The organism is Arthrobacter sp. TJ-178 (assembly GCF_058269275.1).
This window is the reverse complement of record NZ_JBZCNK010000004.1, coordinates 182,238-208,723: the sequence shown is the minus strand read 5'-3', so window position 1 is coordinate 208,723 and position 26,486 is coordinate 182,238. Positions and strand designations below refer to the sequence as shown.

The following is a 26,486-nucleotide window of genomic DNA, read 5'->3' as shown; positions in this document are numbered from 1 at the left end:
GTGCCGCAGGACCAGCCCGTGAGCTCCCGTCCGGAGCTCCTGACCGTGGTGCGGCAGGATCATCCGCTGGGCGCTGCAGCGGATCTGGACTTTGCGCTGTCCATGCTCTCCGCCGCCCGGACCGGAGGGCTGGGACCCACGCTGCGCGTGTACCGACCGCTTCCCACCGTGGCACTGGGGCAGCGCGATGCCCGCCTTCCCGGGTTTGAGTCCGCTGCTTCGGCCTGCCGGGACCAGGGATTTGAGCCGCTGGTCCGCAAGGCCGGAGGGCGTGCTGCCGCCTATCATCAGGGCTGCCTCATCCTCGATCATGTGGAACCGGGGACCGAGGCGGTGGCGGGGTCCCGGGGCAGGTTCTCGGCCTTCGGCGAGCTGTATGCCTCGGCCCTGCGGGACGCCGGCGTGGACGCAGCAGTGGGGGAGATTCCCGGCGAATACTGCCCGGGGGAGTTCACCGTCCACGGCACCACCGGCGCCGGCCGCAAAATCAAGCTGGTGGGTACCGCGCAGCGGGTGGTGTCCGGTGCCTGGCTGTTCTCCTCGGTGCTGGTGGTGCAGGACGCTGCGCCCCTGCGGCGCGTCCTGACGAGCTGTTACTCCGCTCTCGGCCTGGACTGGAATCCGGCAACGGCCGGTGCTGCGGAGGACGCCGGGAACGTTGACCTTGATACGGTCGAAGCGGCTCTGATCAAGGTTTACAGCACCTACGCACCGCTGGCCCACGGGGAATTCGGCGCGTTGGCGGATGCCGTCCGCCCGGGTGATGCCGCGGTGACGCACGGGGCGTCGGTCCGGTAACCTGCCCGATGGTCAGTAAGCTTGGAGAAGGATTTGAACAAACCGTTTTGAAAGGGTAGGACATTGGCCAAGAACACCGTCGAAAACACCGCACTGAGACTGAAGGCTGTCCTGGAGGTGCTGGCCGCTGAAGATCCGGCTGCCGAACGCCGGATCAGCCGGGGAGAAGTCCTTGCCGCCGCCGTGTCCAAGGTGCCGCTGACCGGCAGCGAGGCCGAGGTTCTGCCCACCGGTGTTGTGCGCGGCGAACGCACCTTGTCCAACGCCAGCAGCAAACTCGTTAAGGCCGGCTGGATTACCAAGGAAGGGCGTGCAGGCTGGAGCATCACCGCCTCCGGCCGCCAGGCGCTGCAGGAATTCCCGGAAACGGCAGACCTGCTGGCTGCAATGAACGGCAAGGCTCCGGCCGCATCAGCTGTGTCGCCTGCTGCCGAGGAAGTGGAAGAAGTAGTTGAAGAGGCACTGCAGGAAGCGGTGAGTGTTCCGGAGGTTCCGCAGGAACGCCACGGCGCACACCAGGAATCGGAATTCTCCGAGCCCTCCTTCCCGCAGCCGGACGCCGTCGTTATTGCCGGAAACCTGGGCAGCGCGTTGGGTGTCGCAGACTGGGACCCGACTGCCGCCGGCCTCCAGCTCACCTTCGACCGCAGCGATGAACTGTGGAAGCTCACGGCTGATGTGCCCGCCGGACACTACGAATACAAAGTGGCGCTGAACGGTTCGTGGGATGAAAACTACGGCCTGTACGGTCACCGGGACGGCGGCAACCTGGACATGGCGCACGACGGCGGTTCGCTGACGTTCCTGTACGACCACGCCACCCACACCGTGGTCACCAAGCCGGACGTCAACGCCTAACCTTCCGCAATCAGGCCGTGGCGGGTCAGGAAGCCCAGCACCGTGTCCGCGACAATCCGCCAGTTGTGGTCAATCGCCAGGGAATGTCCAGTGCCGTCGATCTCCACGTATTCGGTGGTCGACGCCGAGGACCGGTACCGGCGGGCGGCTGCCCGGACCACCGAGGCCGGGACCACACGGTCCCGGCCGGCCGCCAGCAGAAGCAGCGGCCCCCGGTTTACTGACGTATCCACGCGCACCGGGGTGCGCGGAACCAGGTTCGCCGCCGCGGCCTGAAACAGCGGCCGCCCCGGGGCGGGCATCACGCAGGTGGCATGCAGGTCATTGGACTCGCGTTCGGTGACCTCGTTGGCAAAAGTCCGGCGGAAATGCTGCGGTGTCTGGCGGGTGATCCGGCGGACGTTCAGCGGGTTGCGCAGCACCGGCAGGATGGACCTGAGCTGTGCCGGAGGCAGCCGCAGCACACCGCGAAACTGTGTGGGTGCAATGGCCACCGCCCCGGCGGCCATTCCCCGGGCCAGGAGCTGCTGGGCCAGCAGGCCGCCGAAGGAATGGCCCACCAGCACCGGAGGCTGAGGCAGGCTGCTGATGAATTTCTCGTAGTGTTCCAGAGCTTCCCGCACTCCGGTGCCGGCCATGGACCCCGGGAAAGCGTTGGCCGCCGGCAGGCTGCCCGGTTCCCCGGGCCAGCCGGGCGCAAACGCGGCGTAACCCCGCTCCTCAAAAAGCTCCACCCAGGGGTCCCAGCTGGTGGAGTGCATCCACAGTCCGTGAATGAATACCACGGGGGTGCGGTCCTCGGACTGCATCTGATCCGGGTCCAGCGTGGCCAGGGGAGTCAGCAGGCTTCCGACAGGGGTCATGGTTATGCTCCTCGCATCGGCAGTGATCCGGGCTGCAGGCTGGACTCTGCCGGCAAGTCTGCCATTTCCTGCCTGCCCGGCGGTAGGTGTCAGCCTTCGATTCGCCGGACCGGATCGGTGAGGAAGCCTACGGGCTCGCGGACCCACCACACGCCGTCGGCCCGGCGTTCTGCCGCCGTGGAAAAGCGATAGCGGTACACCCTGGCGCGCACCCAGCGCGGAGGTGCGCCGGCGAAGGGATCGGTGCGCAGCAGGGCCAGCGTGCGGCGGTCGCCGTCGAGCAGTTTCTGCAGCAGCACCGGAAACCAGGAACCGCCCGAGGCACCCAGGGCCAGGAACCACATCAGCCAGTCCAGGCGCAGGTGGTACGGGGCGAACTGGCGCGGCATCCGGGACGGGTCCCCGGGTTTCCCCTTGAACTCGTACTCCAGCCAGCGGGCGTCCGGGCCGGGCTCATCGTCGGTTCCCTCGATGACCACCTCGTTCCGGGTCCGGGTGATGGAGCCGAACGCGCCGTAGGCATTGGACAGGTGCCAGCGGTTGAAGCTCGCGTTCATCAGCTGATTCCGGCTGAACAGGTTCCGCAGCGGCTCCCACGCCCAGTAGATCATCAGTGCCGTCACGGCCAGCACGACGGCGGCAAACCAGACCGGGGTTGCCTCCGGATCCGGTGTGCTGAAGGCAGCTCCGGGCAGCAGTGCGTGAAGGTTCGAATCGGCGACTGCGCTGAAGGCCAGCAGGACGGTCAGCGCGTTCAGCCAGGCGAAGTTGCCGGACAGGATGAGCCACAGCTGGGTGATGATGACGATGAGCGCCGCAATGCCGGCGACGGGCTGCGGAAAAAACAGGAAAAAGGGCACCACCAGCTGCGCAAAGTGGTTGCCCAGGACTTCGGCCCTGTGAAGCGGCCTGGGCAGATGGTGGAAGTACCAGCTGGCCGGGTTGGGCATGGGCTGGGTCTCATGGTGGTAGTACAGCGCTGTCAGGTCCCGCCATACCCGGTCCCCGCGCATCTTGATCAGTCCGGCGCCGAATTCCAGCCGGAACACCAGCCAGCGGAAGAGGAACAGCACCGTCACCGGGGGAGCCACCTCGTTGGACCCCAGGAACGCGGCCAGGAAACCGGCCTCGAGCAGCAGTGACTCCCAGCCGAAGCCGTAGAACGTTTGGCCGATGTTCACGATGGACAGGTACAGCCCGAAGAGCAGCAGGAAGGCGGCCATGGGCAGCCACGGCGGCCCGTGCTGCGGCAGTCCGGCCACCAGCAGGGCGGCCACGGCGGCTCCGGTCCAGGCCACGGTGAGCAGGAGCCGGTCCGAGTAGTGCCAGCGGAACAGGGTGGGAATGCCGCGTCCGGCGGTCCGGGCCAGATACCGGGGTGCCGGCAGCAGGCCGTTTTCACCCAGCAGCGCCGGGAACTGGTTGACGGCGGAGATGAAGGCGATCAGGTACACGGCGGCGATTCCGCGCTGCAGCACCTGCCGCGCAAACTCGTATCCCTCGGCGCTGAAGAGCTCCATGCCTACCAACGGTAATGCCGGGGACAGGGGTTTGGCCGGAGTGCGTCAGAACCGGAACGGCATAACCTGGCCGGCACAAGAGTTCCGGAAACGGCGGAAGGCCGGCCCCAAAGGGCCGGCCTTCCGCGGTTCCTCCAGCCGGGCAGCGGCCGGAAATTCACATGTTTACTTGATGGCGGCGCGCAGTTCCTTCGCAGCCTGGGCGGGGTCCTCGGCGCTGTAGATGCCGCCGCCGACGACGGCGACCTCCGCACCCGAGGCCTGCACATCGGCGAGGGTGTCCAGCTTCACGCCGCCGGCGACGGAGAAGGCCACGCCGGCTTTCTTGCCTGCGGTCAGCAGGGTGTTGAGGTCGTAACCGTCCTGGGCCTGCTCGTCGAGTCCGGCGTGGAACTCCACGAATTCGGCGCCAAGGTCGGTGACCTCCTTGGCGCGGGCTGCCTTGTCCTCGACGCCGATGAGGTCCACGACAACGCCCTTGCCGTGGGCCTTGCCGGCCTTGATGGCTCCGGCGATGGTGGAATCGTCCGCGACGCCGAGCACCGTCACGAGGTCGGCGCCGGCCTTGAAGGCGATGTCGGCTTCGAGTTCGCCGGCGTCCATGGTCTTGAGGTCGGCAAAGACGATCTTGTCCGGGTGGGCTTCCTTGATGGCCGTCACGGCGGAGAGCCCGGCGTTCTTGACCAGCGGGGTGCCCAGTTCAATGATGTCGACGTACTCGGCGACCTTTCCGGAGAGCTCGAGGGCATCTTCGACGGTCAGTACGTCCATGGCGAGTTGCAGTTTCATGGTGTTTCCTTTGATAGCTGGGAAGGGAAGTTTTTTGGGGGCACGCGCTATTCGAGGTTCGCGTGCCGGGGCCAGAGGTCCTCGGCGGGGGTGCCGTCGGACTTCCAGAGGGCGGCGAAGACGGCGTCCAGCACCAGGAGCAGGGCCTGCTCGAAGAGGCTGCCGGAGTACTGCCGGGAGGCAGTACCGCTGTGGTCGGTCTTCTGCGCGGCGGGGATGACCACCACGCGGTGTGCGGTTTCCGCCAGCGTGGAATCGCCGTCGGTGGTCAGGGCAGCCACCCGGGCGCCGGCCGAGAGGGAGGTCTGTGCCGCCGCGACGGCACCGGCCGTGCTGCCGGACCCGGAGGCCACCACCAGCAGGTCGCCGGAACCGATGGCCGGCGTGGTGGTTTCGCCCACCACGTGCACGGTCAGTCCGAGGTGCATCAGGCGCATGGCGTGCATGCGCAGGGCGAGGCCGCTGCGGCCGCCGCCGGCCACGAAGATCCGTTTGGCCTGTCGGATTTCGGCCGCCAGGGCTGCCAGCTGGTCCTCCTGGAGGCCGTCCGCCGCAGCGGAAAGTTCGTCCAGGATGAGCCGCAGGCTGTCCCGGACGGCGGGCTCCGCTGAGATCTCAGCGGCCGTTCGGGCGGTGCTTTCCGAAGGCATCAGTTGCTGCCGCCGTGGGCTTCGACGGCCACCGGCTGCCACTGTTCCCAGGACGCCAGCCGGGACTCGTAGTCCGCTTTGGCAATGGCGAGCGGGGCTTCGCCGAAGAATGCGCGCAGTGGCGGGTTCTCGGAGTCGACGATCTGCAGGATCGGTCCGCGGGTGGCATGCGGGTCCCCGGGCGTGCCCCTGCGGCTCGGCCGGTTCGCCGCCTGCTCCCGGACGCCGTCGTACGCGGGAATAGCCGTGGCGTGCTTGGCGGAGCTGCCGCTCCAGTCGGTGGAGAATCCGCCGGGTTCGATCAGGGTGACGTGGATGCCGAAGCCGGCAACCTCCTGCGCCAGCGACTGGCTGAGTCCTTCAAGCGCCCACTTGGAGGCGTGATAAATGCCCACGGACGGGAAAGCGGAGATGCCGCCGATGGAGGAAACCTGGATGATGTGGCCGCTGCCCTGCGCGCGCAGGAACGGCAGGGCCGCCTGGGTGACCCAGAGGGCACCGAAAAGGTTCGTCTCGATCTGGTCGCGCGCCTCGGCTTCCGAAAGCTCCTCGACCATGCCGAACTGACCGTAACCGGCGTTGTTGATAACGACGTCGAGGCGTCCGAAGTGCTCATGCGCCTGCTGGACGGCGGCGAAGACCGCGTCTCGGTCCGTGACATCGAGGGACAGCGGCAGCACCCGGTCGCCGTAGGTGTCCACCAGTGCCGTCAGGCTGTCCGTGCTGCGGGCGGTGGCGGCAACGGAGTCCCCGCGTTCCAGGGCGGCTTCCGCCCATTCGCGGCCGAAACCTCGCGATGTTCCAGTAATGAACCAGACCTTGCTCATGCTGTGCTCCCTGCTAAGTATTTTATCGAATCCGTGGCGGATCGAAATTGGTGGTGTCCGTATCTGCCGGTTTGGGGTTAGTCCGCGCTGATCTGGCGGCGGAACGTGTCGCGGCCGCGATGCAGATCCCACAGCACGCCGGCGAGGACATCGGGATCCTTCTCCGGATCGCCCTCGATGATGCGGCCGCCGATGATCAGCTGCGACACGTGGATGCCTTCCTCGCCGAGGACCTCGTTAAGCAGCTGGGCGTAGGCGGCCTGGCCGGCGAACGCCACTGAGGTTCCGGTGACGTTGCGTCCGGGCTTGACGGCAGAGCCTCCGTTGACGAAGAGGATGGTGCCTCGGTTTTCGCCGAGGAAGCGCATGCCGGGAAGTACCTGGTGGACTGCGGCAACCGGGCCGTAAATGGAGAATTCGACAGGTCCCACGAGGTCCGCCGGAGTGGTCTCGAGGACGGGCCGCATGAAGTCCTTCTGCGGCAGCGGGCTGTACTGCAGGACCTCGACCGGACCGAGGCTCTCGGCGGCGGCCTCCAGGGCTGCGGCGATCGATTCCGGCTTGCGGACGTCCGCAGCGAAGCCGCGGGCCTGGATGCCGGCCTTGCCGAGGTCCTCGGCGAGTGCGTCCACCTTGGCCTGGTTCCGGGAGATCAGGGCCACGGAGAACCCCTCCGCACCGAATCGTCGTGCGACGGCGGCCCCGAGGCCCCGTCCTGCTCCAATGATCGCGATTGTTGTCATGGTGGATGGAACTGGTGCGGCCGCCAAATAATTCCGGATGTTAGCGCGCGTCGTCGAACTGCGCCTGATGCGCTGAGACCTCATCCCGGTGAGTCTCGGACCAGAGCTTGAGCTGTCGGACCGTTTGATGCAGTGATAATCCGAGGGCGGTGAGGTCGTAGGTCACTGTGACGGGGACAGTTGCGGTTGCCGTCCGGGAGATCAGCCCGTCACGTTCGAGGGTTCTCAGCGTCTGCGACAGCATCTTGGGACTCACGCCAGCGAGGACCCGCGCCAGCTCGGAGTAGCGCATCGGCCGCGGCTCCCCGTCACAGTCCGGACCGCTGCCCAGCGCAGAAAGCACCAGGGTCACCCATTTGCCGGAAACCTGAGCCAGCAACTGCTGGCTGGGGCACGCGGCGAGGAACGCGTTGTACCGCGTTTTAGCTTCCGCTTTCTTCTGTGCCGCCGTCATCGTCGCCATGGGACCTCACTCTGGGTAGCAACGCACTTTAAAGTAACTACTTCCCGATGGGTAGCAGCTCCTTCAAGATGGTGGACATCACGCAGTTCCACAAGCACTGAAAGGCTCCATGATGAACAGCACCATTCCTGCCCTGCCGGGCGGCACCTGGACCCTCGGCGACACCACCGTGTCCCGCTTCGGATACGGCGCCATGCAGCTCTCCGGTCCGGGGGCCTTCGGGCCGCCGAAGAATCGCGAGGAGGCACTCGCCGTCGTCCGTTCCGCAGTGGACAGCGGCATTACCCACATAGACACCGCAGAAGCCTACGGCCCGCGTGTTGTCAACGAACTGATCCGCGAGGCACTGCATCCGTATGCCAGGGATCTGTTCATCGCGACGAAGGTTGGGGGACGCCGCGACGCCGACGGCGGCTGGCCGGCCGCCCGCAGGCCCGATGAACTGCGGGCACAGATCGATGACAACCTTGAAACCCTTGGGACCGACGTCCTGGACCTCGTGCACCTTCGTCTCGGCGACGCCAACGGGCCGGCCCCGGAAGAGATAGGTGAAGCGTTTGAGACCCTCGTTGACCTGCAGCAGCAGGGCATCATCAGACACCTCGGCGTCAGCAACGCCACCGCCGAACAGGTTGAGGAGGCTCAGTCAATCGCACCGATCGTGTCAGTGCAGAACATGTACAACCTCGCCAACCGGTGGGACGACAACCTTGTAGACCGCCTTGCGGTGGAAAGAATCGCCTACATTCCCTTCTTTCCGCTGGGTGGCTTCACTCCGCTGCAATCCGACGCTCTTTCCGCCGTCGCTGAGCGTCTCAGCGCGAGCCCAATGTCGGTTGCCCTGGCCTGGCTGCTGCAGCGTTCCCCGAACATCCTGTTGATTCCGGGCACGTCCTCCGTGTCGCATCTGCGCGAAAACATCGCCGGGGCTGCCCTCACCCTTTCCGATGCCGACCTCAGGGAACTTGAACGGATCACCGTTTAGTTTGGCGCGGGGGGGGGCGTTCGTTGGACGATGCGGTAGACCGTGCTGCGGGCGACCTTGAAGAGCTCGGCGATCTCTGTGGTGGTGTGTTCTCCGGCTTGATACAACGAGACCACGTGTGCTTCCTGCGCTTTGGAGAGCTTGGGTTGCTTACCCCGAAGCCGGCCCTTGGCCTTGGCGAGCTGCATGCCTTCCCGGGTGCGGGCCCGTATGAGGTCGGATTCAAACTCGGCAACCATGGCGAGGACATTGAACAGCAGCCGACCAACGGGGTCCGACGGATCGTGGATGGATCCGCCGATACTCAGCTTCACGTTTTTCTTCGTGAGTTCTTCGAGGATGTCGCGGGCGTCGGGCAGGGAGCGGGCGAGGCGGTCGAGTTTGGTGATGACGAAGGTGTCCCCGTCACGGACTGCTGCCATGGCCTGACGCAGGCCTGGCCGGTCACGGTTGGTGCCGGTCAGCCCGTGGTCGGTATAAATCAGGTCCGCGGGGACACCGAGAGCTGCGAGTTGGTTCTGCTGAACCGTGAGGTCCTGCTCGTTGGTGGAGACGCGGGCGTAACCGACGATGTGGGCACTCATGGTTCTGAATGTAGCGGTTGGGCCACCTTCACCGGGCATATGCCCGGGCGGGGTATACGCGAACCACCATGTCAAGCAGGTATTTGCCGGCTCCGAAGCGAGTAAAGGTGGTCAAGCGGAAGTGCGGCGGGGGCAGGCTTGCAGGCGCTCGAGTCACGTTGTGGGGGAGGGTGATTTCTCAAAATACCAGTGGCATTTGTACCTATCCGTCGCTAAGAGGAATCCCGAGATACTCTGCGGAGCGTACGTGTCCTTTGACATCTAGATTCCAGGCGGGCCGTTTAAAGCTTTCCGAACTGAGGCGCAGGTACTGAACCTCTGTTATTTCCCCGGGTTTCCAAGATTCCCTGAAAATCCCGTTGGGCTTATAACCCAAAGATTTTGAAACGCCCAGAGAAGAAGAGTTCCAGACTGCTGCCTCGGAAACAGCGGTGTCCGCCTTCAACCAATCGAACGCGTAGAGGATGACGGCTGTCCGCATTTCCTTGCCGAGGCCTTGGCCCTGAGCATCTTGCCGGAGCCAGGAGCCCGTTGACACTGTCTTGAGAGTGCCAAACCCTTCGGCACTCAAGTCCTGACACCCGACAAAATCCTTGCCTCTCCAGACTCCGAAGTGGAGTGCCCACTTCTCCGGTGTCGATTCTGCACGTGCCCGCCAAATCCGTCGTGCAGTGTTTGCGGGAAGATCTTCAGGGCGTGCCTCCGTCCACGGATGGGAAAAAGGCATCTGCCCTGGGGGATGTATGCCAGCCTCCGCGGCTTCCACGGCAGCGGGCAAGTCCGCATCTTGGATCGGTCGCAGAACCAAACGTGGAGTGGAGAGAACTAATCCGAAGGGTGGCCACAAGGTGGCTAGGCTGGTCACGCCTAATCCTAACCAGACGTTGTGACGTTGATCCGGCTCGAAATCCGTAACCTCCTATGCGCACGGCCCGTTGAGGGACCGCTGTACGGGGGTGAGTAGAAAGCCGACAAGTATCGTCGGATCATGAAATCTCGTCTGATAGATCCTCGTGACGCGAACCTCGAGGATGATGTGCCAACGTATCGCGTGTACTTCTGGGCCGATGATGCCAGCGGTAAAGAGGAGTGGGAGCTGTCCGAGACTGATCTTGACGATGTCCTGCAATGCATACATCAGCACGGCAATGGGCGGTCACATAGCTTGTGGGCTGTCACCAGGAACCTGGGTGACGTCACCCTAGTCCGGCTGCGCGGCATAGACCTCGACGCTGCTCCTAACACTTGGCCAGACTGGGCGAAGCAGGAGTATCGATAGCCCACCGCTGATGCGGCGGCGGCGATCCCCGCGGCGCTCCACCGGGAGAGATCTGTCCCCTTGGGTAAGTATTGGCGAAGGAGTCCGTTGAGATGCTCGTTACTGCCGCGCTGCCAGGGACTCTTCGGATCAGCGAAATAGACAGGCAACCCGATCTCGGTCGTGAGCAAGCGGTGCGCGGAGAGCTCTTTACCGCGATCCCAGGTCAACCATCTGGGTTTTGAGGAAACGGGCATCAGGCGGGACCCTATCTCGATCCTGTTCATCGAGTTGGGGTTTCCGTCCTGGTAGTCGCTGAAGACCATGATCAAGTTAATAGGCGTCAAGTCTTCGCCGGAAACGTTCGTGATGTCGTACCAGGATGCGATCACCGGTTTCGAGCCGTATTCGTTGATCACATCACCGGCGTGAATAACCCGGTGCTCGGTGATCACGGTTTTCATATCAGGGGTCGTCAGAACGCCATCGACGAAAGCGGATCCCGTCTGAACAGGCTCCGCAGATTATACGGGTGCTGGGCGCTGCATTGCAGTGCGAAGAGTGAACCAGGGGGCCCTTCCGGGTCAGAGCTCGCGCCCGTTGGCAGAAGCCGGACCCGGGTCTACGGCCGGCTTTGGAATGGGCGGGTTGTAAGTGTCATCGCGCAGAACATGTTCTTGGGGAGCTTGCATGATCCTGCCGTACTCCGAGGTCACCTTCAGAGTTTCGGCTTGGGTCGGCGGTGCCGGCCACACCTCGATCAGATAATCCTCGACCGGCTCTTCAACGGTCAGGTCCGGCGCAGCATCGCGGTTGCGGGCATGGATACGAGCCCTGTACCAACCCGGCCCAAGAAAATCCAGGCGAACTCCCAGCGGTGGTTCATACCCATCTATGTTGCCGGGGACTATGGGGTCAGTCCCTGCCAGGAGGCTAACTTCCGCGACATCCTCCCAGCCCGAGGCGTTGGCCTCGGGCCGGGAGTCACAGTGGACGAGGCTGATGTTTACTGGTCCGTGCGCAATGCCGGTCAGGATCATGGGAAAACTGAGGGACAGCGCGCCCACTAGTCCGCCAGCGTAGTCGAATTCTGACGGGCAGTACCCCGGCGACAGAAGCAACTGGTGCCCGAGTGCATAGCCCACATAGGTCAGCTGCTGCACGAAATTCCCCTATCTTGCAATCACTTAGTTCAGGATTCCCTGAATTCTGACATAGAAAGGGTCTCCGTAGAGGATCCCCTTTCGTGCGCTCATGGGGAACTTGGGGCATTCTCTCCGTCGTTCAGAGTGCAATTCGAATCATCAACCATGAGGCCCATTGTCGGTTGGTTCGAGGTGCGTTCAGCCTTGACCGTGGCTGACGCGGCCCAGGTGCTTGCCTCTGCCGAACAGAAGTACGCGAGGAACTATCAGGCGGCACTTCGCGCTGACTGGACGGAATCGCACCTGCGCGGATTCGGCCTGGACGCACCGAGTAAGAAGGCCGGAGGCCGTCCCAGCACAGCAACGCGGCAGACCAAATCCGCAGAGCAGCCGTGAGCGAGAGTGGAAAGGCTGATTTCCCCAGCTCCGGCTGTGAGTAACCCCCCGCCCATATGGGCACGGCAAAAGCTATTTCCTTCGGGCTTTTCCCGCACACATGTGGACGACGGGACCCATCTGACCGGCTGCACACAATCGCCAGCTATCGTCCGCTGACACGTCTCCCAAAGTTGCGGGCGATCATGCACAGCCTTGTTTTCCCGGCTCACTAACGGTTAGGTTTCCCACCGTCCACCTTCGCGTCGCCGGCTCACCTACCGATTTGGGCCGGTTTCGGGGGCAGGTAAGGGGCGGGCCTGCCTTTAGGGGGCGTCATAACCGGCTAGAGCGATCAGCAGCAGGAGAAGTGCAGCCAGTACCCCTCCCTGCCAGATCAGGGACGGAACGATGTACAGGCGGGCGGCAAGTTTCTTGTTCCCCTTGGTGAGCTCCACGATGAATCCCGTTACTCCTCCAAGTAAGGCGATCGGACCCAAAAAAACGTAGAGGTCAATCAAGTAAAAGGAAGAGCCGCCTCCCCAGGAGAGATAGTTGACCAGGGGGCGGAAGACGATCGCCCAGCCGATCGACACGAGGACCATTCCCGTTATTGCCGCCGCGCTGAACCGTGTCTGCTTTGGGTCCGCTGCGGGAGGAACTGGGCCCGGATCTGTAGGCAGGACGTCCTCCCGATTCCGGTGCTGCGGTTCGGGCTCCTGCCCACTAAGTGTGTTGCTGTCAGCTGTCATAACCGGCCCCCTCCGATGAGTATTGTCTGGATCAAGGTATCCCTGCGCCGTCCAGTTGCCTGGAAACAGTGTGCCCCATGTGTTCTTTCAAGCCGGGACGACGCGGCCGGTGGAGTGCGCATCTGGAGTGTCAGCCCACTGCTTTCACGCTTCGACTGGCTCTGTGCGCTGGTCGTAACCGCGTCCGGCGGTGGTCAGACGGAAAGCTTCTCCACCAACATTCGGTGTAGTCCGCGCCGATGCCTCTTTCAATCCTGGCAGGCAGTCAACCATTGCCTCTCCGCGCCGCTGCGCACCATCCTTGCGGTAGACCAGCGATGCCTGGTTGCGGTTCCAGGCCCGGTTAGGGCGTTCAAGCCGGGACAGCTCTTGGTCCGCTTTGGGCTTCTCCAAGATTAACGGGTTGCCACGGGATATGGCCTTGGCCTCCGCAAAGGACAGCGTATTTTCTCCGCCGTCTTCAATCTCGCGAACGTCCAGGCAGCCTCGCATGATCTGGTCGATAAACTTGCTTTTCGCTCCAGTGTTTTGCCACATGTAGGTAGCGTCCGACAGTGAATCCTCCCCCGTGCACTCGGCCGCACCCCAAATCCGGCGCGGTGTCCGACTGGCTTGCGGGCATGGATGCAATTGCCGCCGTTGCAACGGACAGATACGGTTGCCGACATGGCGCAGATCATCGTTTACGGACACCGGGAGTCCATCAACCGACACCGGGACACGCTCTCTGACGCAATTCACGGGGCCGTCATGTCCGCGTTGGCGTACCCGCCCGAGAAGCGTTTCCACCGGTTCGTCGCTCTTGACCCCAGCGACTTTATCCACCCGCAGGACCGAGGGCAGGATTACACCATCATCGAGATCTCGATGTTCGAGGGTAGGTCTGAGGCTGCAAAGCGTGGACTAATCCAAGAGTTGTTCCTCCGGATCGAAGCAGAAGCAGGAATCGCACCTCATAGCGTCGAGATCACGATCACGGAGACACCGAAGGTGAATTGGGGAATCAGAGGCACCAACGCAGCCGACCTCGCGCTCGGATATAAGGTGAACGTCTGAATCCACCGCACCACGGCCACGAATGCAGGTTTGCCCGTTGGGCTTCCTTAGCAGGACGTGCAGGCGAGCCGCCCATGATTGTCCGTATCAGGATCCCTATTTGAGCCAGGCCTGTTATCTGCCTTCAGCTGTCGGATGCAGGGAGCCAGCCCAGCCATTCCAGTACTGGGCGGTTTGGCTCTCCTGACGAATCACGCGGTCGGGCGCCACGCGCTCAGCGGGCCAGAAGATGAGCTGATAGCTGTCGACGGGCTCCCCTGGTTCAAAGGTAGTGTCGGCTGCGCGGCCAGAGTCCATTCCCTTTGCCGAGTACCGCACGCGGTAGGTGCCAGGTGCTAGATCGATTGGATACGAGGCCTGCCCTGCCCACTCCTCAAGGAAGGGAGGTTCGTCCACTATGAATGAAACTTCGACGACGTCCTCCCATTTTCGGTCCAGCGGCGGTTCCGCATCGGAGAATCCGACACTGAAATTCACGTCACCGGTCTGCAGACCTGTGATGAGAAAAAGGAGGGTTGGGCTGGATGCTCCGCACAGGCCGTTGGACTGGCCCCAAAAAGAGAGCTCCAAGTCACGCGCAAAGTCGTTCCCTGTTACGAAGTAGGCCTGGCCATAATCCACCCGCAATCGGCCATTGAAGAGGGTCCTCACGCCAACACTCTAAACTGCCGGCGGAATCCCACACCAGATCTAAAGTACCCCGGCACGGGTGGCCCAGTGAGCGTGGTGGACGCCCTTGGCTTTGACACAACCCGATCCTTTAGCGCTACGACGGCCCGGCCTAGCTCAATGAGGAACAATGATCACAATTCTCACCAAGAGACAGAGGTTGTGAAAAGGTTCTATGTCATGTCGAGCTTCAGCAATAGAGCTTGGCATCGGGGACCGCGATTAGGATAGCGACATTCGGTAAGTCGGATTATTCCGGTCTCGTGTACCACCAGGGGGAATTAACTTGATTAAGCACGTCGTCGCACCCGTTCTTGCAGTGCTGCTGCTCGCGACCGGTTGCGCTGCGTCGTCGTCGGGCCCGGCATCCGCTACCGCCGGGGGTGAGGCGACACCCTCCCGGAGCCCCGCCTCGATTCCAGCGGACCCGACCCAGGCGCCATCTCCCACCGCCACGGAACGGCCAACATTCGGCAAGCCGGCGTCATACCAGGAAGGCTTTCCCTACGCGACCGGCGCCCTGCCGGCACAGTGGTTGAGCCAGGCCGGATGGTACGCACCGAAGGACGCGGGCGCGGAGGTCATCGGCGACCTGGCTGCGTTCGTGGACCAGGATTTGAAGACCCGAGATCAGACCCTGGTGGTGACCAACAGTGCCGGGGAGATCCTGTATCGGTCTCCGTCCCTCGGCCTGGACCCGGAGCAGCGCGTCGAACCGTCCCTGGACCGGGTCCGGCAGAACGGGAAGGAGTTCTTCACGTTCTATCAGATCGGCGTGCCGCTCCAGCCTGGTGCCGCTCAGGAGGCGGCACCTGTCGCGCAGCTGATCGTCGTCGACGCGTCAGGGAATGCCACAGTCGTGGAAGAAGATGTATCCGGCCTCCGGCCAACGTCCACTCATGACGGCAACGGCGCCCTGGCCTTTATGGCCACCGACGGCGGCCTCGGCATGCACCGCGGTGTCGCGGCCGGCCCGGAGGCTCCCGGCTTCGTTCGAGTGCTCAATGCCGAGTCGCGAATGCTGGAGCAGATTCCGGAGCCCGGGGGCCAGTCCTGGCTGGCCCGCATCGACGGGGTGGATGTGTTCCGCTCGCCCCGGGCAGGCGACCAGCAGCAGGGTCTGCCGGAGGCGAAACTTAGCGTCGGTGACTGGTCGACGACGTTCGCGGACCATGCGTCCGGGTCCATCGTCTTCGGGTCCTCGTTCGTTTCCTTCCGGAAGGCCGACGAGACGTGCGAGACGGTCGACGTGCATACCGGGAAACCGGTGTCCTTCGAGGGCGCGGCCCGGGGATGCGCCTACCCGGCGGCCCGGCTGCCCACATACGCAGCAGCTGCGAGTCCTAATGGTGAGCTGTACCTGATGCACTGGGCGGATGAGCAGGGTGTTGATGCGCAGTGGGTGGTGAACCTGAAGACCGGGGAGCAAAAGCGGATTGATCCGGCGTCGGACTTCTACCCGGCTGTGATTTCCAACGCCGGCGACGTCTATGGCCGGAACTCCGCCGGCGATGCGACTGGATATCTGAAATTCCCTGAGCAGATGGAACCGCAATTCGCCGAGCTGAAGCAGGACCTGCCGACGGCGGTCACGGATCAGGGTCTCGGGATGTTCAAGTACGAGGATCTGCCGACTTACTTCGCCGTGCCGGTCCAATAGTCCGGACCGGCCTGCAATCCGAACATATCTGGTGCCGTCGAGGGTCGCCATGTCCGAACGTGACAGGGCGGTCAAGCCGTTCCAGGAAAGGGCGCTGGTCCGGAGCTCACCTAATACGAGTAGGAACTGCCCCTCTGAGGGATCCGTGAACGGTCCACTGAGAAATTCAGGCCCTGCTGAGCTTCGGAAGGACTATGGTCGGGAAGGAAGCCCGGAAGCCGGCCCGCTTTGGTCGTGCGGAGCCGGGCGTCTGCTCGGTGCGGGAGCCCAATCAGTCTCGGCCCGCCCTCGCTCTGAACCGCCAAGGCTGGACCCGCCGCTGCTGGGCTGCAGCGCCCCGGACAGACTGCAGCAGTCGACCGCGCCACACCACCACACCTATAACCGCTGCCACTCCGAGACATATCCCGGCCATCAGACCCAAGCCCACGGCTGGGCCGCCGCTGCCCGTTTGTGGATCGCGGGCGAGGACGATCGAAATAGCGGCCAGCAGCCCCGTGCCGGCAACCAGCGCCAGGATCAGCATGTCTGTCCAACGGATAGCCCGGATACTCAGGAGGGCACCCCTCCGGGCCAGCGAAAGCAGACGCCAGATGCAGAGCAACGTCGCTTCGCCACCTGCGATCGCAAGCACCGCCAGCACTGTCAGGGGAGCCTCTAGATAGGCAACTTCGGGGAATTCCGTCGCCGCCTCCGCAGCAAGCAACGGAAGGACCGCAACCTGTACCACCACCGCGACCGTGAGCATTGCGCCGATAAGGATTTTCAGTTCGTCGATTGCCTCTGAACGCATACGAACCCCCAAGGTATCGATAAGCGATGTGGAAACATCGTTGCCCGATGCTCGCACAGCCGCCCAAGAGGTACAAGAGCTGAAAAACTGGCACTGGTGGCAGAAGCGGCCGCCATAATGCTCGCACTTACTGGATGCCAGATCGCAACTTCCCTGCGCCCGCAGACGCATGGGTTTTCGCTACGCCAAGGTGCTGCGTCTCGGAGTACGGTCGGTAGATGCGCGCAGAACTCATTGATCCACGGGATCAGACCATACAGGTCGATGATCCGACCTACAGGGTGTACTTCTGGGTGGACGGTGGCGGGAACAAGGAAGAGTGGGAACTGTCAGGAGCAGACCTTCACGAGGTGCTCAGTTGGATACCCACCCGCGCCAGAGGCCGATCACACAGCCTCTGGGCAACCACACGATCTGCGGGCGAAGTTTGTCTTATCCGCTTGCAAGGAATCGATTTAGACACGGACGCCGATTCTTGGCCCTCCTGGGCTCAACAAACATATAGCTAGGCTCACGCTGACCCATCCTTGAGCGGAGCAGGCACGCCCTTTAGACTCCTTTGATGTCGAGCAGCACGTTCCTGTATACCGGCAGTAGTAACATCGCGGCCTCCGGCGAGTTCTACTCGGAGCTGATCGGCCTTGAGCAGATTTGGGACGAGACCGACCACATCGCCTACAAGGTTGCAGGTGGAATCCAGTTTTCGATCAGCTACGACTCAACCGCTACCTTCATCCAGGAGTGGTCCTTCCAGCCCGGATGGGCTTACGGACTGGGGGCATAGAACCCAGTCCACGCAGCGCACGCGCCTCGTGGAGCTTTCCGCTCCATCCCACGATGTTTCACAGCTCTGTAGAAAGACTGCAACAGGCGAATGTGGAAGCCTTACGACCAGAGAAGTTCTGGGTCGGCTACTGGAGTTATGTGGTCAAAGACCCGATGGGTCAAACCGTCGGGCTCGCCGATCCCGTCACCATCGGCCCCTAGCCGAGTCTTTTCGCAAGGCGATCGCTTTACGGACACTCAATTGTCCGCTGAGCCAGCGGCCTACGGACAAGGCGCTCTGGTTGGAAGCTCGCCGTCGAATATGCTGGCGTGATGGCACCCCGGCGGCTCGGCATAATCCTTCTATGCGTTGGTGCGGTCAATGCGTTCATTGGAACCATGTTGGTCACCCAAATCCCGGCGGAGAGAACAGCCGGCTGGCCATACGTCATCATTATTTGTGGGCTCCTCGTAATGTTTTGCGGGTATTGCACAGGGCAGCGCAAAGCATAAAATCCAAGCTACCCATAACCCACGACATGGTCTGGATGGCCGCCAGGCCGTGCGAGTACACACGACGGACCAGGATTTTGTCCGTCCGGCTAGGGAACCGCTTGCGAACTAAGTCCTCAGGTAATCGTGCTGAACGGAGGCTCGAGCTCCGGGAAGTCCTCAATCAGCCGGGCTCTCCAGGAAATACTGCCGGGCCTCTGGCTGACCTTCGGCGTCGACACGTTCATTGACGCACTTCCCAACCGGGGTGATAGCCCACGAGCGGGAATTACGTACGAGCAGGACGGCACGATCACCTTTAGTGTTGAGCACCGTGCCCTGGAGCGGAGTTGGTACACCGGGCTGAGCAGTATGGCCAAGGCGGGGGCGCACCTGATTCTTGATGAGGTTATGCTCTCCGGCGGAGCCGGCCAGGAGCGTTTACGGTCAACGTTTGCCGGCCTGAGCATGGTGTGGGTGGGAGTGCGCTGTGCTCCTGAGGTTGCCGCGTCCCGAGAGGCACAACGGCCCGACCGGGCGGAAGGAATGGGACGGGCACAGGCTCTGAGCGTGCACAACGGAGTGATCTACGACTTTGAGGTCGACACCGCGAATCGCTCGACTGAAGACTGCGCGCGCGATGTCGCAGGCTGGCTCGCGCTAAAGAGCTAGAGGCGTTCTGACCATCCATCAAGCAGTTTGATGTCTTCACTGAGCTCGGACAGGCGCGCGGCAAGGGAGGGGCTAGTGGACATGTCTCTGCGGGCTTTGAATAGGCCCGCAGAGACTGAGGTCAGTCTATTTCCTCGAAAGAGAAGACTTCAGTGGTCATGCCAATGCGAACCGAGAGCCAGCGCATGCTCTTGGCAGCCTCTCCGATTTCGAAGTTAAACCGTGAACCCGGTGTCAGCTCTGATTCCAAGGCTTCGTTGTTGGACTCATCAACGCCTCTGATCAACACCAGCTGGCTACAGTCTGAGGTTTTGATGGTCACTCCCCAAAATGACGGGGTCTTTGAACTTCCATGTTCATATCTTCCATCCGCCTCGGTGACGGTGCATGCAATCAATGCCCGATGACTGTCGCTGCTGTCCCAGGCGGCGATCGTGAGGGGACCAGCAACGAGCAGCAGGCCCAGAAAAACGACACCGAGGATCACCGTCCGGAGAAACCAGACCTTTCTCCGTGACAGCACCGGAGGCTTGCCCGTTGGATGATGCCGACCCGCGTGCCCGGCTGACGGTGAATTGTTCATCGCATTTTCCCGGTTGGTGTTCCGAAGCGCGGAGTTCGCTCTCGGGATGCTGAGCCTGCAGGGGATTCTGTTGGGTTCATGTTCAGTATCCTTCCAGACGGGAGGCGGGCAGCGGGCCATAGTCGCTGCAATCGGAGACCGGCTGGTAAACCGTTTCTTGCGAGAGCATGACGCCAAGTGAGCCCCCGAATCCAGCTGCTGCTAAATACCGACACCGCGTACTAGGTAGCCGTGTCGGCCGGTCTCTTCAAAAGAGCGCGGATTGCGGCTTCTTCAGGAGATTCACTGGTCCTGATTGAGCCAGCCGGCACTTGAACCCCGGATATCGGAGCGCCGTCGTGAGTGCAGCAGTACCCGTTCATGGTCGATTGCACGCCGCCCGGTCAGGCGTATCCCTCGACCTGGTCAAGAATATTCCGCCGTGATCCCGGCATTGATCCTCTGGAACGACTTGCTGCCGTCGCCACCACGGTGGATTTGCCAGCACACTAGCTGTAGGGATGCCTAGAGAACGGGGACGCTATGAGCGCGGAGTTGGTCATCAGTGTTCAGGGGCTGGAGAAGGCTTTCGGAAGATTCCAGGCTCTGAACGGGCTGGACCTACAGGTTCAGCGCGGGCAGGTGCACGGTTTTCTGGGTCCAAACGGTGCAGGGAAGTCAACAACTATCCGCGTGCTCTTGGGGCTGTTGAAGGCCGACGACGGAGACCTGCATGTCCTGGGAAAGGATCCGTGGCGGGAGGCCGTGCCGCTGCATCGGCGCCTTGCCTATGTGCCGGGCGATGTCGCGTTATGGCCGGGCATGACCGGCGGCGAGGCGATCGACCTGCTGGGATCACTCCGCGGCGGGCTGGACGAGGGCCGGCGGGCGGAACTGATCCAGCGGTTTGAGCTGGATCCCGCGAAGCGGGGTCGCCAGTACTCCAAGGGCAACCGGCAAAAGGTGGCCATCGTCGCCGCCCTGGCCTCCGACGTCGAGCTCCTGATCCTCGACGAGCCAACCAGCGGTCTGGACCCGCTGATGGAGAACGTCTTCCAGGAAGTGATCGGTGAGGCGAAGCAACGCGGCACCACGGTGCTGCTCAGCAGCCATATCCTCGCCGAAGTCGAAACCCTCGCGGACCGGGTGAGCATTATCCGGGACGGACGGATCGTGGAGGAAGGCACGCTGGCCCAGCTTCGCGGGCATACCACCGCCGCCGTCCACGCCACTCTGGAACGTGACCCGCAGCCCGGCCAGCTGACCGCATTCGGGGACGTGCACCTGGACGGCGGCAAACTCACGGCTGTGGTGGAGAGCGCACGGGTAGGTGAGGCAATGGCAGCACTCACCCCGTTCGGCATCACGTCGCTGACCGTTGAACCGCCCTCGCTGGAGAGCCTCTTTCTGCGGCTGTACGACGACGCCCCCTCCACTGGGGGCGCCCATGAGTAACGCCCTGACGGGTACCGGGCCCCTGCTGCGTGCTGTTTTCCGGTTCGACGGACGTAGCTTTGTGCCGTGGATCCTGATCGCGACGGCACTCTCTGCGTCCTCCGTGCTCGTCTACCCCTGGGTTTTTCCCACCCAGCAGGACCGCCTCGGACTAGCCCTTGCCATTGGCTCCAACCCGGCACTGGGCCTGATCTTCGGGCCGGCCTACGATCTGAGCACCGACGACGGTTTCAACGCCTGGCGCAGCCTCGCCCTGGGCGGATTCCTCGCCGCACTCGGATCGATTTTCACCGTCACCCGGTCCAGCCGGGGCCAGGAGGACTCCGGACAGGCCGAGCTGCTGGCATCCGGTGTGCTGGGCAGGGGCAGCCGCCTGCTGGCGGGAGTGAGCCTGGCACTGACCGGCTCGGTGGTTCTGGGAGCCGTCGCCGGAGTCGTCACCGCCTGGTGCGGCGGCGGCTGGAATGCCTCCCTGCTGCTGGGAGCAACGTTCACTGCCACCGGTTGGATGTTCGCTGCGGTCGCCGCCGTGACCGCGCAGTTGGGATCCGATGCGCGGACGGCGAACTCGCTGGCTGTGGGTACCTTCGGCGCGCTGTTCCTGCTGCGCGGCTTCCTGTATTCGGTGGAGGCACCGGACTGGACGTCTTGGGCAAATCCGTTGAGTTGGATGACGGAAACCCGGCCGGCCAGCGGCAACCACTGGTGGCCGCTGCTCCCCGCAATGGCCCTCACCCTGGTCCTGCTCGGTATAGCCTTCCTGCTGCAGTCGCGTCGCGACTTCGGGCAGGGGACAATCGTTCCCGGACCCGGCCCCGCCCGGGGCAGGGTTGGAACTCCGTGGAGTCTGGCGGTCCGGCTGAACCGCGCCCCGTTCCTGACGTGGACCGTTGCATTCGTGATAATTGGGGTGGTCTTCGGGTTTTTTGCCCGCTCCTTTAAGGACATCCTGAGCGGTGACAGTGCAGCCGCCTCGGTTCTCGCCTCCGGTGCCGCCACGCCGGAGGCTCTCGCGCCGGCCTTCCTGGTGACGATTCTGAGCCTGGCCGGGATCATCGCGGCCATTCCCGGCGTACAGATCCTGCAGAAGGTGCGGACCGAGGAGCTGGCGGGCCGACTGGAGCCCGTTCTGGCCGCCGCCGTTTCGCGCTCCCGCTACTTCACGGCAAACGTCATGCTCGCATTGGCCGCACCAACCATCTACCTGCTTCTCGCTGGAGCCATCATCACGGCGCTGGCCTCCGGGGACCTGGGCATCGACGCCGGTAAGGTTCTGCTGCAGGCCGTCGTGACGGTTCCGGCCGTATGGACGGCCACGGCAGTCTCGGTGGCGGTCGTCGGTGCGCGGCCGCAGGTGGTAATCGCGTCCTGGGCCGGTGTGTTTATTTCCTTCGTGCTCACGTTGCTGGGCCCCACGTTCAGGCTCTGGGACTGGGTACTGGCGATCAGTCCGTTCTGGCAAGTTCCCAACGTTTCCGCCGACGACGACGGGTGGGCCGGGTTGGCGGGAATCTCCGCCGTCACCGCTGTGTTCCTGCTGATCGGTTTCACTGGTTTTCGCCGTCGGGACCTCGATGGGTAGCCATTCGTCGCCGATGGAGCCGAGGAGTGGCATTTAGACGTCGCGGCGGGGGCCCCGCCAAAGGGGCGGTGCGGCTCGCTTTTGAGGATTTGCGACGAAGCGTCGAGTCGGATGCGGCACTCCGGAACGGAGAAGCGCTCCACGTTCTCGCACCCGAGAGCTACAGCCTGACCGTCACCACCACCGAGGCCACAGCAGCAGCCCTCTTCAACGCCCAAACAGCACACCACGCATTAGCACCGCAAGTTCCCATCCGTTGAGGGATCCCTCGATACGACGCTGGGCATCTCTGGCTGGCTGCTGATGCGTTGCGACCGGTGGCGTGGAAATGATCGAACCTGCGGCAACGTCGTGCAGTAGTGTTGCGGCGGGGGAGAGTGACCTCTGGGCGGATGCTGGGTTGCGTTTATGGTGCGTAGTGGTTGCCTTTGTTATGGTCACACCAAGAATTGCACGACCATGACATGGGAGAATTTTGGTACTAGAAGCGATCGTGACCTTTCTTGTGACGCTTTTCCCATACGGCATCGGCTTTTACTTGATGTATTGGGTCGTGAGACTGGCTCTGAAGCATGGACTGAAGGCTTACTTCGAGAAGTCTGAAGCTAGCCGCACTCCTCCGGAGTAAACACTTACCAATGCGGCGTCGTTCCATGCATTTTGGCGCTCCTCTGGCGGATCCTTTTCAAGGTCACCACGCGGGGTTAGCAGGGGGGGAGGCCGCGTACTACTCACCTAAAGGCGTCCAGCCTGACGGTAAAGGCCCCCGGACGGTCGCTCGCTTGGTGTCCGCTTGAGCTGACCAGCCCTGTGCAGACTGCCCCGTATGAAAAAGGCCTTTGGCTACTCGGAGGCCGACGTCGGGATGCTTCATCCCGGGTGCTCCTCCCCGCCGCGTGGACGCTCGAACACTCCAAGGTTTGTCGGCAAATCCACCTCCACGGAAGACTCGGTAGTCTCCATATCGTGCTGGGTCGAGCAGATCCCAGCACCATTCCCAAGCGTTACCCAGCGTGTCATGCAGGCCGAAAGTGTTGGGTTGCTTCAACCCGACAGCTTGAGGTTCATCCACCTGATCCTCGGCAGTCCACGCGATCCGGTCGAGGGATCCGTAGTGCGGCCCCGTCGTTCCGGCCCGGCAGGCATACTCCCATTCGGCTTCTGTCGGCAGCCGATACCCGGAAGTTTCAGTGTGCCAAGTCACATTGTCCTCATCCATTACATAGACGGGCACGAGTCCGTCGTGAATTGATGCGGCGTTGCAGAACCTGACTGCATCCAGCCAGCTCAGATGCACCACGGGCGACATGGCGCTTGGTTTATCATCGCCCATCACCTGGGCGTATTTGGCCTCAGTAACGGGAACGATTCCGATGGAGAACGGTTCGAGCTTCACGGACCAGTGACGTCGGCGTCGCGCGTCATGCAGATCCACCGTTCCTGCCGGCAGAGGGCGAACATCGAGAGTAGCCATTCCGCCATGCTCTCACCGAAGCAAAGACGAATGTCGTATGGCGGTAGCCGATCCCCATAAGAACGTGTTTGGGCATCCTGTTATGTTGAGGTCATGGGGCATATTGGGTCATATCTATGGAAGATTCGGCAACACCTAGGATCTCAGCTCGTTCTTCTGCCAGGCGCTCAAGTGCTCGTGCTAGGAGGACAAGAAGGCCATGCTTTGTTCCAGCGCCGACTGGACAACGGAGTGTGGGAGCTGCCGGCTGGCGGCTGCGAACCCGGCCAAAGTTTCCGAACAGCGGCCGTAACCGAGTTGTTTGAGGAAACGGGCATCATCGCCCAAGCCGAAGACCTCGAACCGTTCGCCAGCCTGTCCGATCCTTCAATTCACACCCTGACCTACCCCAACGGCGATCAGGTTCAAGCCTTCGCTATGTGTTTTGTGCTCGCAAACTGGGATGGAAGCCTGTCACCGGAAGAGTCCGAGGTAAGTGACCTCGGGTTCTTCCCGCTGGTTGATCCACCATCTCCCACTCATGTCCCAACTCTGGAAGTGCTGAAGCTGTATGCGTTATTCCAGGAAACCGGCGTTTTTCAAGCAAATTAGGCGTCGCCGTGAGGGATCCCTACAGCGGTTAGGCTGTGGACATGACTGCCTGGAGCCGCCACCTGTTTTGGGTCTCGATTGTTTTCGGGGTGGGCACGATGATGCTCGCTGAGAAGCTGCCGGAGTGGTGGGGGCCGGTGGCGATCCTCGCCATGGTCCTTGCTGCTTCTGCTTTCCTAACGTGCTCCGTTCTGGAGTATCGACGTCGGAGCGCGGCAGCCGGCACTTTGGAGCAGCAGCTTTGCCCGTAACTCCTCTCTTCGGAGTAGGTAAGTGCAGCTCGGCATCGACGCGCTCGGTATTCGCTGAGGAACCCCTCAAAGGTATGACGCTCTTCGCTACTGCCACCCGCCGAGGTGACCGGAGGCTTCACCGTATCCACCGCCCATGACAGGATCTCAGCGCCGGCCACACATAGTTCAGATGCGCAGTTCTGGCCTGATATCAGCCGTGCGACGGAAGCGGATAAACGCTCCAGTACGTACCTTTGCATCATGAGAGTGAAGATAATCAATGGTTCGACATACTCGATCATCAAACGCGCACCCGCACTTGGCCGACGAGACTACGTATGGGTAGGTGATAACGGCCAGGAGATTGAGCTCACGGATGAAGAGGCTGCTGAGCTTCTTTAGGAGATCCCTCTGATCATTGCCGGGGTCGGCCGTACGCGCCGTTTCCGCATTCCTCTGGGATGGTCGGTGTTCCGTCGGGGATCCTTCAAACGCGGTACATCGCGTTATGGCGGTAGGGATGATCAGTCGATTCAGCCGGTCCGTCCCTCCTACGGGCTGTACTGCCACCGATGGCTCAGAGGCTTTCATGGCGAGTTCATGAACGAAAACGGGGGAATTAGAGACACCGGCAGCTGAGATGGGACACCCCGGGAGAATCTGTCTCGTTATCCGTATCCGATTACCTAGGGAGGAAGCTCGGTAGGCATCCCAGCCAAGGACCGGCCTGCGGGTGCACTTCGGCACAAATGTTGAGGGATTTAACGGCACCTGTAGGCTCTGGCTCATGATTGCTCAAATCCTAGGAGAAGGTCGACCGCTCGTCGTAATCCACGGATTCGGCGTCGATCATCGAATCATGCTGCCGTTGGAGGATGCTCTTGATGGGTCCGGATGGCAGCGCATCTATATCGACCTACCGTGGGCTGCAGGAAATGCTGACGGCGACATAACCAGCGCAAATCACGTTGCGCAAAGTGCTCTGAACGATATCTATGAGCATCTTGGAGACCGGTCCTTTGCGGTGATAGGCAACTCCTTCGGCGGCATGATTGCCCGGCACATCGCTCATGAGCTCCGAGATCAGGTCCTTGGCCTGGCTACTCTTGCGGGTGTGTTCGAGCCTCACCATCAGGAGCGTAGTCTTCCTAGCCGGCTGGTTGTTCGAGAGGACCCCGCGGTTCTGGCTTTGGCCGGTCAGGCGAGGAATGACTATGAAGAGATGACCGTCGTCCAGAGCGAGGCAACGCTCGAGGCATTCACTCGATATGCACTTCCTGGTCTTCGCCAAGCAAACCAATTCATTCTCGAGCGGGTGGCAGCGGAGTACGCACTCTCTGTCGAACCCGAGATCGCGCACCCCGCGCCCTTCGAGTCGCCGTCGTTGCACCTCTTCGGACGGCAGGACCATGTCACGGGATACGAGGACGGGTGGAAACTCCGCGACCACTACGTCCGGGGAACGTACGCGATCCTCGATGCCGCTGGCCATAACGCTCATCTCGAGCGCCCGGATCTTACTGCAGCACTGGTACAAGATTGGCTCGTGCGGATCAGCGCCTCGGCCCGTTGAGGGATCCCTTGCGGGATGCCCGATGAGGAGTCTTTCTCGGGCTGGGTCGACGAGTTCGGATGTCATCGAGTCGTGGCATCATGCTGAACATGACGCCTTCGGAAAAGCGGTTTATGTGGTTCCTTTGTGGGGGAGTTGTTGCCCTGTTTCCTCGTTATGCTCTTTCTCATCACGAGTGGTGTTTTGGGTTACGTTTTTGATCCTTAGAGAATTGGCGGCACCACGAACATCAACCGACAGTTCAACGAAACCGGGGCGGTCTAGGTCTTCGATGCATAGGTAAGAGGATCCATACTGGG

General features: G+C 62.4%; 29 protein-coding genes and 1 pseudogene. 13 read left to right on the top strand and 17 right to left on the bottom strand.

All coding sequences use genetic code 11. The annotated features are described in order from the left end of the window. Together AC4D2Q_RS12585 and AC4D2Q_RS12580 are read left to right on the top strand one after the other, a co-directional pair. Window positions 1-798: a lipoate--protein ligase family protein gene (locus AC4D2Q_RS12585; protein ID WP_490946766.1), complete on the top strand. Its 798-nt coding sequence runs from the start codon at window positions 1-3 to the stop codon at window positions 796-798. 63 nt (window positions 799-861) lie between these two features. Continuing rightward, complete coding sequence (locus AC4D2Q_RS12580) at window positions 862-1,656, top strand: pullulanase X25 domain-containing protein (RefSeq protein ID WP_490946765.1); 795 nt, start codon at window positions 862-864, stop codon at window positions 1,654-1,656. On the opposite strand, the gene AC4D2Q_RS12575 is transcribed toward AC4D2Q_RS12580, so the two are convergent. From AC4D2Q_RS12575 to AC4D2Q_RS12545, 7 genes are all read right to left on the bottom strand, one after another. Further along, window positions 1,653-2,519, bottom strand: coding sequence for an alpha/beta hydrolase (locus tag AC4D2Q_RS12575; protein ID WP_490946764.1), 867 nt, complete (start codon window positions 2,517-2,519; stop codon window positions 1,653-1,655). The genes AC4D2Q_RS12580 and AC4D2Q_RS12575 overlap by 4 nt on opposite strands. 89 nt (window positions 2,520-2,608) lie before the next feature. Then, window positions 2,609-4,039: a lipase maturation factor family protein gene (locus tag AC4D2Q_RS12570; protein ID WP_490946763.1), complete on the bottom strand. Its 1,431-nt coding sequence runs from the start codon at window positions 4,037-4,039 to the stop codon at window positions 2,609-2,611. Between the two features lie 165 nt (window positions 4,040-4,204). Continuing rightward, window positions 4,205-4,828 (bottom strand): 3-hexulose-6-phosphate synthase, encoded by a 624-nt coding sequence (hxlA, locus tag AC4D2Q_RS12565; protein ID WP_490946762.1) that lies wholly within the window; start codon window positions 4,826-4,828, stop codon window positions 4,205-4,207. A 47-nt stretch (window positions 4,829-4,875) separates the two neighbouring features. Next, entirely contained in the window at window positions 4,876-5,478 is a 603-nt protein-coding gene (gene hxlB / locus AC4D2Q_RS12560; protein WP_490946761.1) for a 6-phospho-3-hexuloisomerase, read from the bottom strand. Next, window positions 5,478-6,305: an SDR family oxidoreductase gene (locus AC4D2Q_RS12555; protein ID WP_490946760.1), complete on the bottom strand. Its 828-nt coding sequence runs from the start codon at window positions 6,303-6,305 to the stop codon at window positions 5,478-5,480. Before AC4D2Q_RS12555 ends, hxlB begins: the two co-directional genes overlap by 1 nt. Before the next feature lie 77 nt (window positions 6,306-6,382). Then, window positions 6,383-7,048, bottom strand: coding sequence for an SDR family NAD(P)-dependent oxidoreductase (locus AC4D2Q_RS12550; protein WP_490925791.1), 666 nt, complete (start codon window positions 7,046-7,048; stop codon window positions 6,383-6,385). A gap of 40 nt (window positions 7,049-7,088) precedes the next feature. Further along, window positions 7,089-7,511 (bottom strand): winged helix-turn-helix transcriptional regulator, encoded by a 423-nt coding sequence (locus AC4D2Q_RS12545; protein ID WP_490946759.1) that lies wholly within the window; start codon window positions 7,509-7,511, stop codon window positions 7,089-7,091. A 109-nt stretch (window positions 7,512-7,620) separates the two neighbouring features. Here AC4D2Q_RS12545 and AC4D2Q_RS12540 point away from each other — a divergent pair, with 109 nt between their 5' ends. Continuing rightward, the gene (locus AC4D2Q_RS12540; protein WP_490946758.1) at window positions 7,621-8,496 is read left to right on the top strand and encodes an oxidoreductase; all 876 of its coding nucleotides are present in this window, start codon (window positions 7,621-7,623) and stop codon (window positions 8,494-8,496) included. Here the strand turns inward: AC4D2Q_RS12540 and AC4D2Q_RS12535 are convergent. The 4 genes and pseudogenes from AC4D2Q_RS12535 to AC4D2Q_RS12520 form a co-directional block, all read right to left on the bottom strand. Further along, window positions 8,493-9,080 carry a recombinase family protein gene (locus AC4D2Q_RS12535; protein WP_490946757.1) on the bottom strand — a complete coding sequence of 196 codons (588 nt, stop codon included), beginning with the start codon at window positions 9,078-9,080 and terminating at the stop codon, window positions 8,493-8,495. The genes AC4D2Q_RS12540 and AC4D2Q_RS12535 overlap by 4 nt on opposite strands. A 202-nt stretch (window positions 9,081-9,282) precedes the next feature. Then, a complete protein-coding gene (locus tag AC4D2Q_RS12530; RefSeq protein ID WP_490946756.1) occupies window positions 9,283-9,945 on the bottom strand; it encodes a GNAT family N-acetyltransferase in 663 nt (220 codons plus the stop codon). 407 nt (window positions 9,946-10,352) lie between these two features. Next, window positions 10,353-10,574: pseudogene (locus AC4D2Q_RS12525) on the bottom strand (IS30 family transposase); the annotation flags it as partial. A gap of 348 nt (window positions 10,575-10,922) precedes the next feature. After that, window positions 10,923-11,501, bottom strand: coding sequence for a hypothetical protein (locus tag AC4D2Q_RS12520; RefSeq protein WP_490946755.1), 579 nt, complete (start codon window positions 11,499-11,501; stop codon window positions 10,923-10,925). Window positions 11,502-11,648: 147 nt separating this feature from the next. Here AC4D2Q_RS12520 and AC4D2Q_RS12515 point away from each other — a divergent pair, with 147 nt between their 5' ends. Further along, the gene (locus AC4D2Q_RS12515; protein WP_490946754.1) at window positions 11,649-11,879 is read left to right on the top strand and encodes a hypothetical protein; all 231 of its coding nucleotides are present in this window, start codon (window positions 11,649-11,651) and stop codon (window positions 11,877-11,879) included. Window positions 11,880-12,184: 305 nt separating this feature from the next. Here the strand turns inward: AC4D2Q_RS12515 and AC4D2Q_RS12510 are convergent, their stop codons facing one another. Together AC4D2Q_RS12510 and AC4D2Q_RS12505 are read right to left on the bottom strand one after the other, a co-directional pair. Then, window positions 12,185-12,454, bottom strand: a complete 270-nt coding sequence (locus AC4D2Q_RS12510) for a hypothetical protein (protein ID WP_490946753.1) — start codon at window positions 12,452-12,454, stop codon at window positions 12,185-12,187. A gap of 300 nt (window positions 12,455-12,754) precedes the next feature. After that, window positions 12,755-13,147, bottom strand: a complete 393-nt coding sequence (locus tag AC4D2Q_RS12505; protein ID WP_490946752.1) for a hypothetical protein — start codon at window positions 13,145-13,147, stop codon at window positions 12,755-12,757. Window positions 13,148-13,276: 129 nt separating this feature from the next. On the opposite strand from AC4D2Q_RS12505, the gene AC4D2Q_RS12500 reads away from it, so the two are divergent. Next, window positions 13,277-13,666, top strand: a complete 390-nt coding sequence (locus tag AC4D2Q_RS12500) for a tautomerase family protein (RefSeq protein WP_490946751.1) — start codon at window positions 13,277-13,279, stop codon at window positions 13,664-13,666. Between the two features lie 114 nt (window positions 13,667-13,780). On the opposite strand, the gene AC4D2Q_RS12495 is transcribed toward AC4D2Q_RS12500, so the two are convergent. After that, window positions 13,781-14,317, bottom strand: a complete 537-nt coding sequence (locus AC4D2Q_RS12495; RefSeq protein ID WP_490946750.1) for a hypothetical protein — start codon at window positions 14,315-14,317, stop codon at window positions 13,781-13,783. Window positions 14,318-14,621: 304 nt separating this feature from the next. Between AC4D2Q_RS12495 and AC4D2Q_RS12490 the strand changes: the two genes are divergently transcribed. Then, complete coding sequence (locus AC4D2Q_RS12490) at window positions 14,622-15,995, top strand: hypothetical protein (protein WP_490946748.1); 1,374 nt, start codon at window positions 14,622-14,624, stop codon at window positions 15,993-15,995. 271 nt (window positions 15,996-16,266) lie between these two features. Here AC4D2Q_RS12490 and AC4D2Q_RS12485 read toward each other — a convergent pair whose 3' ends face one another. Beyond that, window positions 16,267-16,788 carry a DUF2975 domain-containing protein gene (locus tag AC4D2Q_RS12485; RefSeq protein ID WP_490946747.1) on the bottom strand — a complete coding sequence of 174 codons (522 nt, stop codon included), beginning with the start codon at window positions 16,786-16,788 and terminating at the stop codon, window positions 16,267-16,269. 562 nt (window positions 16,789-17,350) lie between these two features. Here AC4D2Q_RS12485 and AC4D2Q_RS12480 point away from each other — a divergent pair. Together AC4D2Q_RS12480 and AC4D2Q_RS12475 are read left to right on the top strand one after the other, a co-directional pair. Continuing rightward, window positions 17,351-17,572 carry a hypothetical protein gene (locus AC4D2Q_RS12480; RefSeq protein WP_490946746.1) on the top strand — a complete coding sequence of 74 codons (222 nt, stop codon included), beginning with the start codon at window positions 17,351-17,353 and terminating at the stop codon, window positions 17,570-17,572. Between the two features lie 620 nt (window positions 17,573-18,192). Beyond that, window positions 18,193-18,717, top strand: a complete 525-nt coding sequence (locus tag AC4D2Q_RS12475) for a chloramphenicol phosphotransferase CPT family protein (protein ID WP_490946745.1) — start codon at window positions 18,193-18,195, stop codon at window positions 18,715-18,717. A 121-nt stretch (window positions 18,718-18,838) separates the two neighbouring features. On the opposite strand, the gene AC4D2Q_RS12470 is transcribed toward AC4D2Q_RS12475, so the two are convergent. Then, entirely contained in the window at window positions 18,839-19,300 is a 462-nt protein-coding gene (locus AC4D2Q_RS12470) for a hypothetical protein (RefSeq protein ID WP_490946744.1), read from the bottom strand. 522 nt (window positions 19,301-19,822) lie between these two features. On the opposite strand from AC4D2Q_RS12470, the gene AC4D2Q_RS12465 reads away from it, so the two are divergent. Together AC4D2Q_RS12465 and AC4D2Q_RS12460 are read left to right on the top strand one after the other, a co-directional pair. Further along, entirely contained in the window at window positions 19,823-20,734 is a 912-nt protein-coding gene (locus tag AC4D2Q_RS12465; protein WP_490946743.1) for an ABC transporter ATP-binding protein, read from the top strand. Next, a complete protein-coding gene (locus AC4D2Q_RS12460; protein WP_490946742.1) occupies window positions 20,727-22,316 on the top strand; it encodes an ABC transporter permease in 1,590 nt (529 codons plus the stop codon). The genes AC4D2Q_RS12465 and AC4D2Q_RS12460 overlap by 8 nt, the downstream gene beginning before the upstream one ends. 727 nt (window positions 22,317-23,043) lie before the next feature. Here the strand turns inward: AC4D2Q_RS12460 and AC4D2Q_RS12455 are convergent. Further along, window positions 23,044-23,790: a formylglycine-generating enzyme family protein gene (locus AC4D2Q_RS12455; RefSeq protein WP_490946741.1), complete on the bottom strand. Its 747-nt coding sequence runs from the start codon at window positions 23,788-23,790 to the stop codon at window positions 23,044-23,046. Window positions 23,791-23,961: 171 nt separating this feature from the next. Between AC4D2Q_RS12455 and AC4D2Q_RS12450 the strand changes: the two genes are divergently transcribed. From AC4D2Q_RS12450 to AC4D2Q_RS12440, 3 genes are all read left to right on the top strand, one after another. Next, window positions 23,962-24,381, top strand: a complete 420-nt coding sequence (locus AC4D2Q_RS12450) for an NUDIX domain-containing protein (RefSeq protein ID WP_490946740.1) — start codon at window positions 23,962-23,964, stop codon at window positions 24,379-24,381. 41 nt (window positions 24,382-24,422) lie between these two features. Further along, window positions 24,423-24,632 (top strand): hypothetical protein, encoded by a 210-nt coding sequence (locus tag AC4D2Q_RS12445; RefSeq protein WP_490946739.1) that lies wholly within the window; start codon window positions 24,423-24,425, stop codon window positions 24,630-24,632. 769 nt (window positions 24,633-25,401) lie between these two features. Beyond that, window positions 25,402-26,187, top strand: a complete 786-nt coding sequence (locus tag AC4D2Q_RS12440) for an alpha/beta fold hydrolase (protein WP_490946738.1) — start codon at window positions 25,402-25,404, stop codon at window positions 26,185-26,187. The last annotated feature ends 299 nt before the right edge of the window (window positions 26,188-26,486 follow it).

Bases quoted from the DNA above. Each gene is read 5' to 3' on its own strand.
- AC4D2Q_RS12515 (WP_490946754.1), top strand. From the start codon at position 11,649: ATGAGGCCCATTGTCGGTTGGTTCGAGGTGCGTTCAGCCTTGACCGTG.
- AC4D2Q_RS12480 (WP_490946746.1), top strand. From the start codon at position 17,351: ATGTCGAGCAGCACGTTCCTGTATACCGGCAGTAGTAACATCGCGGCC.
- AC4D2Q_RS12455 (WP_490946741.1), bottom strand. From the start codon at position 23,790: ATGGCTACTCTCGATGTTCGCCCTCTGCCGGCAGGAACGGTGGATCTG.
- AC4D2Q_RS12550 (WP_490925791.1), bottom strand. From the start codon at position 7,048: ATGACAACAATCGCGATCATTGGAGCAGGACGGGGCCTCGGGGCCGCC.
- AC4D2Q_RS12460 (WP_490946742.1), top strand. From the start codon at position 20,727: ATGAGTAACGCCCTGACGGGTACCGGGCCCCTGCTGCGTGCTGTTTTC.
- AC4D2Q_RS12485 (WP_490946747.1), bottom strand. From the start codon at position 16,788: ATGCGTTCAGAGGCAATCGACGAACTGAAAATCCTTATCGGCGCAATG.
- AC4D2Q_RS12470 (WP_490946744.1), bottom strand. From the start codon at position 19,300: ATGAACAATTCACCGTCAGCCGGGCACGCGGGTCGGCATCATCCAACG.
- AC4D2Q_RS12440 (WP_490946738.1), top strand. From the start codon at position 25,402: ATGATTGCTCAAATCCTAGGAGAAGGTCGACCGCTCGTCGTAATCCAC.
- AC4D2Q_RS12465 (WP_490946743.1), top strand. From the start codon at position 19,823: ATGAGCGCGGAGTTGGTCATCAGTGTTCAGGGGCTGGAGAAGGCTTTC.
- AC4D2Q_RS12500 (WP_490946751.1), top strand. From the start codon at position 13,277: ATGGCGCAGATCATCGTTTACGGACACCGGGAGTCCATCAACCGACAC.
- AC4D2Q_RS12545 (WP_490946759.1), bottom strand. From the start codon at position 7,511: ATGGCGACGATGACGGCGGCACAGAAGAAAGCGGAAGCTAAAACGCGG.
- AC4D2Q_RS12445 (WP_490946739.1), top strand. From the start codon at position 24,423: ATGACTGCCTGGAGCCGCCACCTGTTTTGGGTCTCGATTGTTTTCGGG.
- AC4D2Q_RS12570 (WP_490946763.1), bottom strand. From the start codon at position 4,039: ATGGAGCTCTTCAGCGCCGAGGGATACGAGTTTGCGCGGCAGGTGCTG.
- hxlA (WP_490946762.1), bottom strand. From the start codon at position 4,828: ATGAAACTGCAACTCGCCATGGACGTACTGACCGTCGAAGATGCCCTC.
- AC4D2Q_RS12555 (WP_490946760.1), bottom strand. From the start codon at position 6,305: ATGAGCAAGGTCTGGTTCATTACTGGAACATCGCGAGGTTTCGGCCGC.
- hxlB (WP_490946761.1), bottom strand. From the start codon at position 5,478: ATGCCTTCGGAAAGCACCGCCCGAACGGCCGCTGAGATCTCAGCGGAG.
- AC4D2Q_RS12505 (WP_490946752.1), bottom strand. From the start codon at position 13,147: ATGTGGCAAAACACTGGAGCGAAAAGCAAGTTTATCGACCAGATCATG.
- AC4D2Q_RS12575 (WP_490946764.1), bottom strand. From the start codon at position 2,519: ATGACCCCTGTCGGAAGCCTGCTGACTCCCCTGGCCACGCTGGACCCG.
- AC4D2Q_RS12535 (WP_490946757.1), bottom strand. From the start codon at position 9,080: ATGAGTGCCCACATCGTCGGTTACGCCCGCGTCTCCACCAACGAGCAG.
- AC4D2Q_RS12540 (WP_490946758.1), top strand. From the start codon at position 7,621: ATGATGAACAGCACCATTCCTGCCCTGCCGGGCGGCACCTGGACCCTC.